We start from the raw sequence: 15,874 nt of genomic DNA, 5'->3' as shown, positions 1-15,874 counted from the left end.
AACAAGCTTTGCATCGCAAAGCTGGTGAGCCGGGGTGGGGGTGGTGACAAAGCGCCGGCGCTGGCACCCCCACCCCGCTCCGCTTCGCGGATCGACCCTCCCCACAAGGGGGAGGGTAAGGAGTCGGACATCACCGCCCCATCTTGTAGTCGAGAAACCACTTCTTGTTGAGCGCCTCGATCGTGCCGTCGGCCTTCAGCGCCGCGATCGCCGCGTTGACCGGCTTCACCAGGTCCGAGCCCTTCGGGAAGATGAAGCCAAAATCCTCGGTGCCGAGCGGGCCGCCGATCAGCTTGAGCTTGCCGCCGGAGGCATCGACATAGCCTTTGCCGGCGGTGCCGTCGGTCAGGACGACATCGACGTCGCCGGATTTCAGTGCCTGCACCGAAGCGCCGAAGGTCTCGAACTGCTTGATGCGCGGGTTCTGCTCATTGCCGTCGAGCACGCTGTAGACGGCGGTGTAGAACGGCGTCGTTCCGGCCTGCGCGCCGATCAACCCGTCCTTGAAGGCGGCGAAGGTCTTGGCGTCGGTGAAGCGGCTTTCATCGGCGCGCACCAGCATGAACTGCTCCGAACGCATATAGGGGTCGGAGAAATCGACCTTCTCCTTTCGGTCGTCCTTGATGGTGATGCCGGTCATGCCAATGTTGTACTGGTTGTCGGAAACCGCCTGGATCATCGCGTCCCAGGAGGTGTTCTGGTACTCCACCTTGAAGTTCAGCCGCTTGGCGATTTCGTCCATCGCGTCATACTCCCAGCCGATCTGCTTGCCGGTCTTGGCGTCGATGAACTGCAACGGCGGATAGGCGTTTTCCGTCACTACCACGACCTTCTTGCCGCCGAGATCGGGCAGCGCATCGGCCGCCCATGCAGCGACGGGCGCGAGGAAACAGGCCGCGAGGGCGGCCAGCAGCAGCTTCGATTTGGTCATGACACGCTCCAGGATGAGAAGCCCGCTTGCAGCCGGGCTCGCATGAAAATCCAGGCGCGACTTTAGCCGTCCGCAGACGGCTTGCAAGCCGGTCCGGTGCTCAGCGTCCGGTGAAAGCGGATTCCAATGCCTTCAACCAACGCGGTTTTAGAACGCCCCGTGGTCGGAATTTATTCCGTGATTGCGCCGCCGGCAAACCAGGCCCCTCCTGGACACGGGAACCCGTCAGATGACGGATCAGGATGGTGACGTAGCCTCACGCAGCTTGGCGACAAATCCGGTCAAGGTCCGGTGCAGCGACTTCAGCTCCTCGACTTCCAGCGGCATGGCGCAGGCAAGGCCTGCGGATACGTCCTTGATGCGGGCGCGCAGCGCCTGGCCCTTGGCAGTCGGTTCGACCAGCACGCGGCGCTCGTCGGCCGGATCGCGACGGCGGGTGACGAGACCAGCCGCTTCCATCCGCTTGAGCAGAGGCGTCAATGTCGCCGAATCCAGCCCCAGCGCCTCGCCGAGTTCGCCGACCGTGCTCGGCGCATGCTGCCACAGCGCCAGCATCGCCAAATATTGCGGATAGGTCAGGCCGAGCGGGTCAAGCAGCGGCCGATAGAGCTTGGTCATCAGCCCGCTCGCCGAATAGAGCGCGAAGCAGAGCTGCTGGTCGAGGCGCGGAACGGCGATCCTCCCGGCGGTGTCCGCCGGGACTTCGCTGGCCCTGGTTTCGGTCTTCGTCGTCATGCTGCCTTTGCCGGAAGCGCCACGGTCGAAAGCGCCACCTCGATATTGCCTTTGATCGCATTGGAATAGGGGCAAATCTGATGCGCTGCCGATACAAGCGCTTCCGCCGCCGCCTGATCAAGGCCTTTGGTCTCCGCGGCCAGTGCGACACCAAGTTTGAAGCCTTCACCATTGGGAAGCAGGCTGACGGTGGCGCTCACCGCCGCATCGTCCAGCGGCAGCTTCTGCTTGCGCGCGACGAAGCGGATGGCGCTTTCGAAGCAGGCGGCATAGCCGACCGCGAACAGCTGCTCGGGATTGGTGGCGCCACCCTGTCCACCGAGCTCCTTCGGCAAAGCGAGGTCGACCTTCAGCAGGCCGTCGCTGGTCTCGCCTTGGCCGGCGCGGCCGCCGGTGACGCGAGCCTGTGTGGTGTAGAGTGCCATGTCAGTTCTCCATTTGCTTTGTATCCGATCATTTAGTGTACAAGATAATTCGAGTCAACAGCCGTGGCGCAACTCTCGGCCGGCAATCGTTCACAGTCTGGTGAAACGAAAAAAGGCGGCCGAAGCCGCCTTTTCAAAATCCTTGGTCGAGATCTTATTCGGCCGGGGTCGCTTCCGCGGCCTTTGCAGCCTCGTCGGCGGCCTTGGCGGCTTCGTCGGCGGCCTTCTTCTCGGCGGCTTCCTGCGCGGCCTTCTCGGCTGCCAGCGCCTGCACGGCGGCGATCTTCTCGGCCTCGATGCGGGCCTTCTCAGCGTTCAGCGCGTCGCGCTCCTCATCGTTCAGCTTGCGGGCGCGCACGCCGGTGTTTTCCGAAATACGGGCCGACTTGCCGCGACGGTCGCGCAAATAATAGAGCTTGGCGCGGCGCACCTTGCCGCGGCGCACGATCTCGACGCCTTCGACCATCGGCGAGTAGACCGGGAAAACGCGCTCGACGCCTTCGCCGTAGGAGATCTTGCGGACGGTGAAATTTTCCTGGAAGCCGGCGCCGGCGCGGGCGATGACGACGCCCTCATAGGCCTGGACGCGGGTGCGGGTGCCTTCGGTCACGCGGACCTGGACGCGCACGGTGTCGCCGGGCTGAAACTCGGGAAGCTTGCGCTTGGCTTCGATCTTGGCGGCCTGTTCGGCCTCGAGCTGACGGATGATATCCATCTCAATAGTCCACTTCTTGTTCTTCCGACAGTCAGAGCGTCCGACACTCGCCTTGCAGTTCCATTGACCGCTCGGCTATGCCCTTTGTCCCCGAGACATCTTGTCTTCGAAACATTGGGCAGGGGCGACTACACCGTCATTGTTGACGGGTCCGGGAGATTTTTCTCGCCAGTACGGGCGGGCACATACAGCTATTTCACTGACTTGTCACGCCTTGGCCCTGTCTTTTTTGGTCGCATGCCACCACGCAATCGTCCAGTGCAGGGTTGCGCCGGCCCTTCAAGCTTCCTAATCCGGGAGCAGCACACTTGTCCGGCGGCCTCACAATGTCTGTTTTCGACGCAGTCCTGCTCTTCCTCGCGGGTTTTCTGTCAGGCGCCGTCAACGCCGTTGCCGGCGGCGGCACCTTCATAACCTTCGGCGCCATGACGCTGGCCGGCCTGCCGCCGATCGTCGCCAACGCCACGTCCTCGGTAACGCAGTTTCCCGGTTACATCACCTCGACGCTGGCTTACTGGACCGACATCAAGCATTTCTGGCGCGGCGCGCTGCTGCTTTGCCTGATCTCGGCTTTGGGCGCGCTGGCTGGTGCGCTCATCCTGCTGGCGCTCTCAAATCCGTCGTTCCGCGCCCTCGTGCCGTGGCTGCTGCTGGCCGCAACCGCCTTGTTCGCCGCCGGGCCGTGGCTGAAACCAACGCCGAAGCCTGGGCATGAAGCCACGGTCGGCTCTCTGGCCGGTTCGCTGGCGCAGTTCGCTACCGCCATCTATGGCGGCTTCTTCGGCGCCGGCATGGGCGTCATGATGCTGGCGACGCTCGGCCTGACGCAATCCGGCGACTATCACCGGCTGAACGCGCTGAAGAACATGCTGGCCGTGGTCATCGCCGCCGTTGCCATACTGGTCTTCGTTTCCGGCGGCGTTGTTGCCTGGCCTCAGGCAATCGTCATGATCCCCGGCGGCGCGCTCGGCGGCTATGCCGGCGTCTGGATCGCCAAGCGCGTGCCGCAAAACGCAGTACGCGGCTTCGTCATCGCCGTCGGCCTGTTTCTCGCCGTCTACTATTTTGCCAAGGGCTGAGCGGCGAGCAAATCCGGCCGCCGCTCCTTCGTCAGCCTCTCGGACTCTGCGCGGCGCCAGGCGGCGATCTTCTTGTGATTGCCGGAAACCAGCACGTCGGGGATTGGCCTGCCTTCGAACTCCTGCGGTCGCGTGTAATGCGGATGTTCGAGCAGACCGTTCTCAAAACTTTCTTCCTCGCCTGATACCGCATTGCCCATCACACCGGGCAACAGCCGGACCACGGCATCGAGCAGCACCAGGGCTGCCGGCTCGCCACCGGAGAGGATGAAATCGCCGATCGAGACTTCCTCCAGCCCACGCGCCTCGATCAATCGCTGGTCTACACCCTCGAAGCGGCCGCAGACGATGACGGCGCCCGGCCCGGCGGCCAGCTCGCGCACCCGCGCCTGCGTCAACGGCTTGCCGCGCGGGCTCATCAGCAATTTTGGCCGCGGATCGCCGGACGGCGAGGTGTGGTCGATCGCCTTGGCCAGCACATCGGCGCGCATCACCATGCCGGCGCCACCGCCGGCCGGCGTGTCGTCGACGGTGTGATGGCGATCGCTGGCGAAGTCGCGGATCTGGATAGCTTCCAGCGACCATGTCCCGACTTCGAGCGCCCGTCCGGCCAGCGACAGACCTAGCCCGCCCGGAAACATCTCGGGATAGAGCGTCAGCACCGAAGCCTTGAACGTCACCGGTTGCCCCCGGCGTCGCGTGGCCCGCGCGGCCGGCCCTTCGCGTCGAAGTCTTCTTCGCGCGGCGCCTCGCCATCCTCGTCCTCGACCAGCCCGGCCGCCGCCGGATCGACACGGACAAAACCTTCGGCAACCACCACCTGCGGCACGGCGGCCTGCGTGAACGGGATCAGCACGCCTTTGCGCCCGCCAAGCGTGACATCGAGAATGTCGCCGCCGCCGAAATTGTGTACCGCGACCACCTTGCCGACAACCGCATCCGTGTCGTCGCGGACTTCCAGCCCGACGAGATCGGCGTGGTAGAACTCGTCCTCTTCGCCATCGTCCGGCAGCATCGAGCGGTCGACGAACAGCTCCGTGCCGGCCAGCGCCTCGGCGGCGTTGCGGTCGGCAATGCCCTTGAAACGCACCACGACGACAGTGTTTGCCGGCCTTATGTCGATGATCTGGAAGGCGCGGCCGTCCTTGGCATAGAGCGGGCCATAATCCGCCAGCGCCAGCGGCTCGCCGGTGAAGGTTTTCACCCGCAATTCGCCCTTGATGCCGTGGGCGGCGCCGATCACGGCCATTTGCACGGGGTTCTGGGGCTTCGACATGGCTGATATCCTTTGCCCTGCTCTAACGCCCTACCGGCGTCATTTCAATGATCGCCCGTGGCCATTTCAATGACAGGTTCTTCACCGCTTCCTAACCCGGCTGCCTGACAATGGCGGCATGCAGGAATTTCTCATCCCGGCAAAACCCGACCTCCAGGCAGCGCGCGAAAGCTGGCTGAAGATGCTGGCGCGCGAGCGTCGGCTGTCACCGGCGACTGTCGAGGCCTACGAGCGCGACACGCGCCAGTTCCTGCATTTCCTGACCGGACATTGCGGCGGCTCGCCCGGCATTTCCGACATCGCAACCTTACGCCCGGCCGATCTGCGCGGCTTTCTTGCCGCGCGGCGCAACGCTGGCGCTGGCGCCCGCACGCTCGGCCGGGGTCTTGCCGGCATCCGTTCGCTGCTGCGTTTCCTCGAACGGCGCGGCCTCGCCAACGCCGCGGGTGCAGCAGCTTTGCGCGCGCCGCGCCAGCCGAAATCGCTGCCCAAGCCGCTGACCGCCAGCGATGCCAAACATGTCGTGTCGGTGGAAGGCCAGCTGGCTGAAGAGCCCTGGATCGCCGCCCGCAACGCCGCCGTGCTGACGCTGCTTTATGGATCGGGCCTGCGCATTTCCGAAGCGCTGGGCCTCAGCGCCGCCGACCTGGCATCGGAAGCCGACACCGTGCTGCGCGTCACCGGCAAGGGTGGCAAGACACGGCTGGTGCCGGTGCTGCCGGTGGCGCTCAGGGCAATCGCCGAATACCGAAAACTGTGTCCCTACCATCTCGATCCCAAGGGCCTGCTATTTCGCGGCGCCCGCGGCGGGCCGCTCAACCCGGCCATCGTCCAGCGCGACATGGCCAGGCTGCGCTCGGCGTTGAACCTGCCCGACACCGCGACGCCGCACGCGTTGCGCCATTCCTTCGCCACCCATCTGCTCGGGCGCGGCGGCGACCTGCGCACCATCCAGGAACTGCTCGGCCACGCCAGCCTGTCGACGACGCAGGTCTATACCGGCGTCGACACGGCAAGGCTGCTCGAGATCTACGAATCTGCCCATCCCCGCGCGTGACACTGTATAAGTCCAGGACAATTTCCCCACGCCGGTTAACCGTTTCGCCGCTTTTCAGTCCTAGAACCGCACCATGAAACGCGCCCTTGCCATCGCCGACCGCGCCGCCCTTGTGTCGCTGAAGCTGCTCGTCGCGCTCAACGCCCTGTTTTTCCTGTCTTTCCTCATCGTGCTGCTGCTTGCCATGGGCAGGGCGCATGCCGAAGCCCCGGCCTGCGCCGGCGCCGATCTGCTGTCGGCCCTGCAGAAGGAAGACCCCGCCACCTATTCCAGGATCGAGACGGAAGCAGCAGCGACGCTGAACGGCAAGGGCCTGTTGTGGAAGCTGGAGAAATCAGGCGAAAAGCCATCCTTCCTGTTCGGCACCATGCACATGACCGACCCGCGCGTGACCACTCTGCCGCCGGCAGCCAGGAAAGCCTATGGCGCTGCCGGCACCATCATCATCGAGACCACCGACGTGCTCGACAAGCAGAAGATGATGGAGGCCATGCTCAAGGAACCCGAGCTGATGATGTTCACCGACAACACGACGTTGTCGTCGCTGTTGTCGCCGGAGGATGCGGCGGTGGTGAACAAAGGGCTCGATGCGCGCGGCATTCCGCCGGCGAGCGTCTCCAAGATGAAGCCGTGGCTGCTGTCGGCCATGGTCGCGCTGCCGGTCTGTGAGGTCGCCCGTCAGGCAGGCGGCGCACCGGTTCTCGACGTCAAGCTGGCGCAGGACGCCAAGGCTAATGGCAAGCCGGTGGAAGGGTTGGAGACCGCAGCCAGCCAGCTGCGCGCCATGGCCTCGCTGCCGCTTGCGTTCCACATCAAGGGGCTGGTCGAGACCCTGAAGCTCGGCGACAAGATAAACGACATCAACGAAACCATGATCGTGCTTTACCAGCGCGGCGACACCGGCACCTTCTGGCCGCTGTTGCGTTCGATCTCGCCCGACGAAGACGACGCAGGTTACGCCGAATTCGACCGGACGATGATCACCGGCCGCAACAAGGTCATGGCCGACCATGCCGCACCGATCCTGGCCAAGGGCAATGCCTTCATGGCCGTCGGCGCCATGCATCTTCCCGGCCCCGAAGGCCTGGTCGAGGATTTTCGCAAGGCCGGCTATACCGTCACCGCCGTCGACTGAGCAGCGCCCGTCTTGAATGCCGAATCACGTAAGCCCGGCTCTGTGCGGTGCGCAACTGATTCGCAAAGCGGAGGCGGTTGGCCCTATTTTTGGCGGAAAAGGCCAGCTAAGCTCGTTCTACCTCTTTCGTGATTGATTTTGCGGGGGAAATACAGGCCAACAAGCGGTTGCGAATCAGAATTTTCCTGCGTTCGTCAATTTGAAGGCCTAGTATGAACCCGTTCAACGGTTGCGCGTTGAGGGGTGTTGATTGATGCTTTTCATCCACGGAGGACACTTTTATGGCGAACCCTAACGATCCAGCGCCCAGGTCGGGTGGTGGCAGCGGCTGGCTGATTGCGCTGGTCGTCGTCATCCTTGCGATTGTCGCGTACTATGTTTTCGGCAGAAGCGGCGAACATCCTGCGCCCGCAGAGCCGCCGGCAGCCAGCACACCGGCGCCCGCACCTGCACCGGCTGAGCCGATGAAGCCCGCCGAACCGGCTCCCGCACCAGCCCCTGCGCCCGCACCGGCTCCTGCGCCAGCCCCGGCACCCGCGCCCGCTCCGGCGCCGAGCCCGTAATCTGGCCAACTGATCTGGCATCTTGATTCCAGCCAAGAACGGCCCGCTGAAAAGCGGGCCGTTGTGTTTGGGGCACCTATCGGCGAGCGTCGCGATTCTTCACCGCCCCCTCTGTCCTGCCGGACATCTCCCCCTCGAGAGGGGAGATCGGCTGTCTCACGAACAGCGCCGGGTTAGAAACGTGAGAAACTTGAAAGCTCGCGACGCGGCGGTGAAGTCCAATCTCCCCCCTTGAGGGGGAGATGGCCGGCAGGCCACAGGGGGGTGCTGTCCCTCCAGCGTTTCCTTAAATATGGATCGGCTTGAAGAACGTCGCCAGCGCTGCTTCCTTCACCGCTTCCGACATTGTCGGATGCGCGTGGCAGGTGCGGGCGAGGTCTTCGGATGAGCCGCCGAATTCCATCAGCACCGCCGCCTCATGAATCATCTCGCCGGCGCCGAAGCCGACAATGTGGACGCCGAGCACGCGGTCGCTGGCTTTGTCGGCGAGGATCTTCACGAAGCCGTCCGTGTGCAGCATGGCGCGCGCGCGGCCGTTGGCGGTGAACGGGAATTTGCCGCTTTTGTAGTCGATGCCGGCCTTCCTCAGCTCTTCCTCTGTCTTGCCGACCGAAGCGATTTCCGGGCTGGTGTAGACGACGCTCGGAATGACGTCGTAATTCACATGGCCGGCCTGGCCGGCAATGGTCTCGGCCACCGCCACGCCTTCATCCTCGGCCTTGTGCGCCAGCATCGGCCCGGCGATGACGTCGCCAATGGCGTAGATGCCGGCCACGTTGGTCCTGAGATGCCCGTCGGTCTTGACCCGGCCGCGCTCGTCGACCTCGACGCCGGCTTCTTTCAACCCGAGGCTGTCGGAATAGGCCCGGCGTCCGGTCGAGATCAGCACCGCGTCGGCCTCGATGGTCTCGGCCGCACCACCCTTGACCGGCTCGAAGGTAACGGCGGCGCCCTTTTTGGCCTTGGTCACCCCTGTCACCTTGGTGCCGAGCTTGAACTCGAAACCCTGCTTGGAAAGCAGGCGCTGGAACTGCTTGGAGACCTCGCCGTCCATGCCGCCCAGGATGGTGTCGAGGAATTCGACCACGGTGACCTTGGCGCCGAGCCGTGCCCAGACCGAGCCGAGCTCCAGACCGATGACCCCACCGCCGACAACCACCAGATGTCCCGGCACCTTCTCCAGCGACAGCGCGCCGGTCGACGACACGATCACCTTCTCGTCGATGTCGACCTTGACGCCGGGAATGCCGGCGACATCGGAGCCCGTGGCAATAACGATATTTTTCGTCTCGATCTCCTCGACCTTGCCGTCCTCAGCCGTCACCGACGCCTTGCCGGCCGCAACCACCTTCCCGGTGCCACGGAAACTATCGATCTTGTTTTTCTTGAACAGGAAGGCGACGCCATTGACGTTGGCCGAAACGGTCGCGTCCTTGTGCGCCATCATCTTCTTCAGATTGAGTTTCGGCGCCGGTATCTCGACGCCCAGCGCATCGAAGGAATGGCCGGCCTCGGCGAACATCTCCGAGGCATAAAGCAGCGCCTTGGATGGGATGCAGCCGATGTTCAGGCAGGTGCCGCCGAAAGTGGCGTTCTTCTCGACCACCGCGACCTTGAGCCCGAGCTGTGCCGCCTTGATGGCACAGACATAGCCGCCCGGCCCCGACCCGATGATAACGACATCATAAGCCATGTTCGTTTCCCTTAGCTTGGGGCTCAGCGGCCGCCGCTTACATTCAGGATTGCGCCCGTCGTGTAGGACGCTTCATCCGACAAAAAATAGAGAACGGCATGCGCGACTTCATCCGCCGTGCCGGCTCGTTTCATCGGCAGCATGTCGCGGAACCGCTCGACCCGGTCCGGCTGGCCGCCCGAAGCGTGGATCTCGGTGTCGATGATGCCCGGCCGTATCGCGTTGACGCGCACGCCTTCGGTCGCGACTTCGCGCGCCAGGCCGAGCGTAAAAGTGTCGATCGCCGCCTTGGACGCTGCATAGTCGACATATTCGCCGGGCGAGCCGTGTAGCGACGCCGCCGACGAGATGTTGACGATGGCGCCGCCCTGGCCGCCATGCTTGCTCGACATGCGCCGCACCGCTTCGCGGGCGCACAGAAACGAGCCGATGACATTGATGCGCATCATGCGCTCCAGCCGCGCCAGGCTCATCTCGTCGACACGCGCCTTGACGTCGACGATTCCGGCATTGTTGACCAGGGCGTCGAGCCGGCCATAGGCGCTATCGACGGCTTCAAACACGGCGACGATGTCAGCCTCGACGCCGACATCGCCCTTGACCGCTATCGCTTCACCGCCACCGGCCTCGATCTCGGCGACCAGCGCCTGGGCCGCGGCCTCGTTTGCGGCATAGTTGACCGCGACGCGGTAGCCGGCCTTCGCCGCAAGCCGGCAAGTGGCCGCACCAATGCCGCGGCTGCCGCCGGTGACCAGAAGAACTTTCTTCGCCGCGCTCATTCCTGGCAACCTTTCAGCAAAAACACATCCCACGGCAGTTTCGAAAAACCGTTGGAGCCAAAGGCGGACGACATCTGCAACGATGGACCCAGGTCGGGGAAGATCAGGCTCTGCGGCGCGTCCGTGCCTTCGGCCGCCAGCAGCGCAATGTTGCCCTTGTCGTCGGCGCTGTAGACCACGCCCTGCCAGACCGTGCAGGCGGCAAGCTCGTCACCGGTGACGTCGCCGGTCGGGCATTTGTACATCAGCGAGCCATGCGGTCGCGAAACACCGGAGGTCCACATCACAAGGCCGTCGAGCACGATGCCCTTGTCGAGCACCATCTCGAAGGTATTGGTGACGGTGGCCGCACCCATCGTCGGCCGAAAATCGATTCCGGCATCGCTCTCGGCATCGCCATAAACGGCAAGCGCCAGAGGGCAGGCGGCGTGTGCGGGGATCGGCGTCGCCACCGCTGCTGCTAGCGACAGGGCCAGAACACGCTGCGAAATGCGGAAGGACCGGATTGTCATTCGTCGCCCTGAACATCCCGGTCGACAAGGAAGACCGCTGCTAGAAAGTAATCTATCTCAAAGACAATTTTCGCATCCCCGTCCACCGGAATGGTGTTGATCTCATACTTGAGGGTCAAATAGCGGGAGCCTTCCGACAGTTCGATATAGATGTCGCGCTCATCGCCGCCACCGATTGTCCAATTGAACTCAGGCTTGTTCAGGACCTGCAGCGCTTTCGGCAACGCGTGAAATGCAATCGGGTCGTTGCCAGCCAGAATGGTTGGATGTCTTCCCAGATTGAGTGCGAAATCGCCGCGCCAGGTCGCCATCATGCCATTGAGTGCCAAGGCGGTCTTGGAAGGCTCGACGCTGATCGATCGCAAGCGAAAATCGGGGCTGAAGAAGAATTCGCAATTGGCGCCATAGATACACCACGCGGACTCCGTGTCCCCGTGGCGATAATGACCGTCCGCCCGCACATCCTCCGCCTCGATCAGTTGTCGAACCGCCTCACGGCTGCTTTTGCCGAGTTCGAGAGGACCCGCGCGGCCAGTCGTCAGGAGTTCGAAAAGATCGATCGGCTGGGCGGGCTCGGCCATCCCGGATCACTCACAGATCGAGCACCAGCCGTTCGGGATCCTCCAGACTATCCTTGACGCGGACCAGGAAGGTCACAGCTTCCTTGCCGTCGACAATGCGGTGATCGTAGCTCAGCGCCAAGTACATCATCGGCCGGATCACGATCTGGCCGCCGACCACGACCGGCCGGTCCTGGATCTTGTGCATGCCCAAAATCCCGGACTGCGGCGCATTGAGGATCGGCGTCGACATCAGCGAGCCGTAGACGCCGCCGTTGGAGATCGTGAACGTGCCGCCTTGCATGTCGGCGACGGAGAGCTTGCCGTCACGCGCGGCGATGCCCAGCCGGCCGATATCCTTCTCGATCTCGGCAATCGACATTTGGTCGGCATTGCGCACCACTGGCACGACGAGACCCTTTTCGGTGCCGACGGCAACGCCGATATGGGCATAGTTCTTGAAGATGATGTCGGTGCCGTCGATCTCGGCATTGACCGAGGGGATTTCCTTCAATGCGTGCGTAACCGCCTTGGTGAAGAAGCCCATGAAGCCGAGCTTCACGCCATGCTTCTTCTCGAAGATGTCCTTGTACTTGGTCCTGAGCGCCATCACCGCCGACATGTCGACCTCGTTGAAGGTGGTCAGCATGGCGGCGGTCAACTGCGCTTCCTTCAGCCGGCGCGCAATGGTCTGGCGCAGCTTGGTCATGCGCACGCGCTCCTCGCGCGACGCATCGTCGCCCGAGGACGGCGCACGCACGGCGACCGGAGCCGGTGCGGCCTTCGGAATTTCGGCCGGCTGCGACGGCGCGCCCTTGGAAATCGCGTCGAGCACATCGCCTTTCAGCACCTGGCCGCGCTTGCCCGAGCCAGAAACCTGGTCGACCGACAGATTGTTCTCGGCGATCAGCTTTGCGGCAGCTGGCGCCGGCGGCATGGCGCGCGGCTCGACCGGCCCGGCATCGCCGGCAATCTTGGCGGTCTCGGCCGCGGCCTGCTTGGTCGTATGTGCCGCGTCGGGGCTCGACGCCTGCGACACAGCTTGCGGCTTGGTCTCCTGCTTGGACGCCGGGGCGGCGGCAGCGCCTCCAGCCGAGATCGAACCGAGCAGCGCACCGACGCCGACGGTCTCGCCTTCCTTGGCGGTGATCTCGCCCAGCGTGCCGGCGGCGGCGGCAGGCACTTCCACCGTCACCTTGTCGGTTTCGAGCTCGACCAGCGGCTCGTCGACGGCAATGGCATCGCCGACCTTCTTGAACCACTTGCCGATGGTCGCCTCGGTGACGGATTCGCCGAGAGTGGGAACGCGGATTTCGGTAGCCATTGTGCCTGTCCGTTTCTTCTCTGTCTGTTCTATTCGCCGGGTTTGTTCTATTCGCCGAGCGCGTCTTCGAGCAGGGCGGCGAGCTGCGCCAAATGCTTCGACATCAGACCGGTCGCCGGCGATGCCGCCGCCGGCCTGCCGGTGTAGCGCACCCGCTGATGCTTGGCGTCGATATGCGCCAGCACCCATTCCAGATAAGGGTCGATGAACGACCATGCGCCCATGTTCTTGGGTTCTTCCTGGCACCACACCATCTCCGCATTGCGGAAACGCGACAGTTCGGTGATCAGCGCCTTGGCCGGGAAGGGATAGAGCTGTTCGACGCGCAGCAGGTAGATGTCGTTGATGCCGCGCTTCTCGCGCTCCTCGTAGAGGTCATAATAGACTTTGCCCGAGCACAGCACGACGCGGCGGATCTTGGAATCCTTGGTGAGCTTGATCGCTTGGTTCTGCAGCAGCTGGGCATCGTCCCACAAAAGCCGGTGGAACGAGCTTTCGCCCGAAATTTCCGGCAGCGTCGACACTGCCCGCTTGTGGCGCAGCAGCGACTTCGGCGTCATCAGGATCAGCGGCTTGCGGAAGTCGCGCTTCAGCTGCCGGCGCAATATGTGGAAGTAGTTGGCCGGCGTGGTGCAGTTGGCGACTTGCATATTGTCTTCGGCGCAAAGCTGCAGAAAGCGCTCGAGCCGGGCCGAGGAATGCTCTGGACCCTGGCCTTCATAGCCATGCGGCAGCAGGCAGACCAGGCCTGACATTCTGAGCCACTTGCGCTCGCCCGACGAGATGAACTGGTCGAACACCACCTGGGCGCCGTTGGCGAAGTCGCCGAACTGCGCTTCCCAGAGCGTCAGCGCCTTAGGCTCGGCCAGGCTGTAGCCATATTCGAAGCCGAGCACCGCCTCTTCCGACAGCATCGAGTTGATGACTTCGTAGCCGGCCTGTGCCGCCGACAGATTGTTGAGCGGGATGTAGCGGGTCTCGTCGCGCTGGTCGTAGAGCACGGAATGGCGCTGCGAGAAGGTGCCGCGTTCGGAATCCTGGCCGGAGAGCCGGATCGGATTGCCGTCGAGCAGGATGGCGCCGAAGGCCAGCGCCTCGGCCGTCGACCAGTCGATGCCTTCGCCGGAGTCGATCGCCTGGCGGCGGTTTTCGAGGAAGCGGATGATGGTCTTGTGCGCCTCGAAACCCTTCGGCACCTCGGTCAGTTTCTTGCCGATGTCCTTCAGCACCTTGACCGGCACGGCCGTCTTGCCGCGGCGCTGTTCGTCCTGGTTGTCCGCGGTGCGCAGGCCAGACCAGGCGCCGTCCAGCCAGTCGGCCTTGTTGGGCTTGTAGTGCTGGCCGACTTCCCATTCGGATTCCAGATGGGCGCGCCAGTCGGCCTTCATCTTGTCGAGTTCGGCCTGGCTGATATGGCCCTCGGCGATCAGCCGCTCGCCATAGATCTGCACCGTCGTCTTGTGGTTGCGGATGTTGGCGTACATGATCGGCTGGGTGAAAGCCGGCTCGTCGCCCTCATTGTGGCCGAAGCGGCGGTAGCAGAACATGTCCACCACCACCGGCTTGTGGAACTTCATGCGGAATTCGATCGCCACCTTCGTGGCGTGCACCACCGCTTCCGGGTCGTCGCCATTGACGTGGAAGATCGGCGCCTCGATCATCTTGGCGACGTCGGACGGATAGGGCGACGAGCGCGAGAAGCGCGGATTGGTGGTGAAGCCGATCTGGTTGTTGATGATGAAATGCAGCGTGCCGGCGACGCGGTGGCCGCGCAGGCCCGACAGGCCGAGAATTTCCGCGATTACGCCCTGGCCAGCAAAGGCGGCGTCGCCATGCAGAAGCAGCGGCAGCACCTTGGCGCGCTCTTCCAGCGGCACGATCTCCTCGCGGCTGCGGCCGAACAGATAGTCCTGCTTGGCGCGCGCCTTGCCCATCACAACCGGATCGACGATTTCCAGATGCGAAGGATTGGCGGTCAGCGACAGATGCACCTTGTTGCCGTCGAATTCGCGGTCCGACGAGGCGCCGAGATGGTACTTGACGTCGCCCGAGCCCTCGACCTCGTCAGGAGCGGCCGAGCCGCCCTTGAATTCGTGGAAGATGGCGCGATGCGGTTTGGCCATCACCTGGGACAGCACATTCAGCCGGCCGCGATGCGCCATGCCGAGCACGATCTCCTTCATGCCGAGCTGGCCGCCGCGCTTGATGATCTGCTCCAGCGCCGGGATCAGGCCTTCGCTGCCATCGAGGCCGAAGCGCTTGGTACCCTTGTACTTGACATCGATGAACTGCTCGAAGCCTTCGGCCTCGACCAGCTTCTGCAGGATCGCTTTTTTTCCTGTAGCGGTGAAGGAAATCTCCTTGTCGGCACCCTCGATGCGCGCCTGGATCCAGGCCTTTTCCTCGGGGTCGGAAATGTGCATGAACTCGACACCGAGCGTCGAGCAATAGGTGCGGGTCAGGATCTCCAGCATCTGCCGGATGGTGCCGAATTCGAGGCCGAGCACATTGTCGAGGAAGATCGGCCGGTCGTAGTCGGCTGCGGTGAAACCGTAATTTTCCGGGGACAGCTCGTTATAGTCCTCAAGCGGCTTGGCGATGCCGAGCGGGTCGAGATTGGCGTGCAGATGGCCCCGCATGCGGAAGGCGCGGATCATCATGATGGCGCGCACCGAATCGCGCGTCGCCTGATGCACGTCGGCATCCGACAGCACGACGCCATTGGTGACCGCCTTGTCCTTGACCTTCTTTTCCAGATGCTTCTCGACGATGCCCCAATTGCCGTCCAGCGCCGACACCAGTTCGCCATTGGCTTGCAGCGGCCAGGACGGCTTTGCCCAGGAAGCGCCCTTGGCGTTCTTGCGGACATCGCCGGCGTCGTCCTTCAGCCCGGCGAAGAAGTCCTGCCATTCGGGGTTTACCGACTCTGGATCATCCTCATAGGACGCGTACAGCGCGTCGATATAGTCGGCATTGCCGCCATACAGGAAAGAGGTGAGCGAAAATTGGTCGTTGGCCTGATCTTGTCTTGCCATTTTTGTCCGCGGAGCCTGGCTCCGTCTCCTTTTCAAAAGCGAATAGTGAGTAGCG

Annotated in this window: 15 protein-coding genes; 3 read left to right on the top strand and 12 right to left on the bottom strand. The window is 63.5% G+C overall.

What is annotated here, in order from left to right:
- Positions 1-130: 130 nt before the first annotated feature.
- The 4 genes from NKI46_RS23445 to rplS all read right to left on the bottom strand — a co-directional run bounded on the left by NKI46_RS23445 (position 131) and on the right by rplS (position 2,806).
- A complete protein-coding gene (locus NKI46_RS23445; RefSeq protein ID WP_352713038.1) occupies positions 131-931 on the bottom strand; it encodes a transporter substrate-binding domain-containing protein in 801 nt (266 codons plus the stop codon).
- Between the two features lie 237 nt (positions 932-1,168).
- A complete protein-coding gene (locus tag NKI46_RS23440; protein WP_023683877.1) occupies positions 1,169-1,666 on the bottom strand; it encodes a MarR family winged helix-turn-helix transcriptional regulator in 498 nt (165 codons plus the stop codon).
- A complete protein-coding gene (locus NKI46_RS23435; RefSeq protein WP_352748109.1) occupies positions 1,663-2,091 on the bottom strand; it encodes an organic hydroperoxide resistance protein in 429 nt (142 codons plus the stop codon). The genes NKI46_RS23440 and NKI46_RS23435 overlap by 4 nt, the downstream gene beginning before the upstream one ends.
- Positions 2,092-2,245: 154 nt before the next feature.
- On the bottom strand, positions 2,246-2,806 hold the full coding sequence (rplS, locus tag NKI46_RS23430) for a 50S ribosomal protein L19 (RefSeq protein WP_023670525.1): 561 nt from the start codon (positions 2,804-2,806) through the stop codon (positions 2,246-2,248).
- Between the two features lie 326 nt (positions 2,807-3,132).
- Between rplS and NKI46_RS23425 the strand changes: the two genes are divergently transcribed.
- On the top strand, positions 3,133-3,885 hold the full coding sequence (locus NKI46_RS23425) for a sulfite exporter TauE/SafE family protein (RefSeq protein ID WP_023683874.1): 753 nt from the start codon (positions 3,133-3,135) through the stop codon (positions 3,883-3,885).
- On the opposite strand, the gene trmD is transcribed toward NKI46_RS23425, so the two are convergent.
- Entirely contained in the window at positions 3,867-4,565 is a 699-nt protein-coding gene (trmD, locus tag NKI46_RS23420; RefSeq protein ID WP_023670527.1) for a tRNA (guanosine(37)-N1)-methyltransferase TrmD, read from the bottom strand. The genes NKI46_RS23425 and trmD overlap by 19 nt on opposite strands.
- Entirely contained in the window at positions 4,562-5,161 is a 600-nt protein-coding gene (gene rimM / locus NKI46_RS23415) for a ribosome maturation factor RimM (protein WP_023814767.1), read from the bottom strand. The genes trmD and rimM overlap by 4 nt, the downstream gene beginning before the upstream one ends.
- A 118-nt stretch (positions 5,162-5,279) precedes the next feature.
- Between rimM and NKI46_RS23410 the strand changes: the two genes are divergently transcribed.
- Positions 5,280-6,218 (top strand): tyrosine recombinase XerC, encoded by a 939-nt coding sequence (locus tag NKI46_RS23410; protein WP_023670529.1) that lies wholly within the window; start codon positions 5,280-5,282, stop codon positions 6,216-6,218.
- A gap of 73 nt (positions 6,219-6,291) precedes the next feature.
- Entirely contained in the window at positions 6,292-7,353 is a 1,062-nt protein-coding gene (locus NKI46_RS23405) for a TraB/GumN family protein (protein ID WP_023752708.1), read from the top strand.
- Positions 7,354-8,202: 849 nt separating this feature from the next.
- Here NKI46_RS23405 and lpdA read toward each other — a convergent pair.
- The 6 genes from lpdA to NKI46_RS23375 are packed head-to-tail and all read right to left on the bottom strand — an operon-like array spanning position 8,203 to position 15,819.
- Entirely contained in the window at positions 8,203-9,609 is a 1,407-nt protein-coding gene (gene lpdA / locus NKI46_RS23400; RefSeq protein ID WP_352460319.1) for a dihydrolipoyl dehydrogenase, read from the bottom strand.
- 23 nt (positions 9,610-9,632) lie between these two features.
- Positions 9,633-10,388, bottom strand: coding sequence for an SDR family oxidoreductase (locus NKI46_RS23395; protein ID WP_352460320.1), 756 nt, complete (start codon positions 10,386-10,388; stop codon positions 9,633-9,635).
- Positions 10,385-10,900, bottom strand: a complete 516-nt coding sequence (locus NKI46_RS23390; protein WP_352460321.1) for a hypothetical protein — start codon at positions 10,898-10,900, stop codon at positions 10,385-10,387. The genes NKI46_RS23395 and NKI46_RS23390 overlap by 4 nt, the downstream gene beginning before the upstream one ends.
- Positions 10,897-11,481: a hypothetical protein gene (locus tag NKI46_RS23385; protein ID WP_352460322.1), complete on the bottom strand. Its 585-nt coding sequence runs from the start codon at positions 11,479-11,481 to the stop codon at positions 10,897-10,899. The genes NKI46_RS23390 and NKI46_RS23385 overlap by 4 nt, the downstream gene beginning before the upstream one ends.
- A gap of 10 nt (positions 11,482-11,491) precedes the next feature.
- Positions 11,492-12,784: a 2-oxoglutarate dehydrogenase complex dihydrolipoyllysine-residue succinyltransferase gene (gene odhB / locus NKI46_RS23380; protein ID WP_352460323.1), complete on the bottom strand. Its 1,293-nt coding sequence runs from the start codon at positions 12,782-12,784 to the stop codon at positions 11,492-11,494.
- 47 nt (positions 12,785-12,831) lie between these two features.
- Positions 12,832-15,819, bottom strand: a complete 2,988-nt coding sequence (locus NKI46_RS23375; protein WP_023736764.1) for a 2-oxoglutarate dehydrogenase E1 component — start codon at positions 15,817-15,819, stop codon at positions 12,832-12,834.
- Positions 15,820-15,874: the final 55 nt, after the last annotated feature.

Origin of the sequence: Mesorhizobium sp. M0615, assembly GCF_040320805.1 — a bacterium.
Classification (GTDB): domain Bacteria; phylum Pseudomonadota; class Alphaproteobacteria; order Rhizobiales; family Rhizobiaceae; genus Mesorhizobium.
The sequence above is the reverse complement of the archived record's forward strand: the minus strand, read 5'-3'. Positions and strand labels throughout refer to the sequence as shown.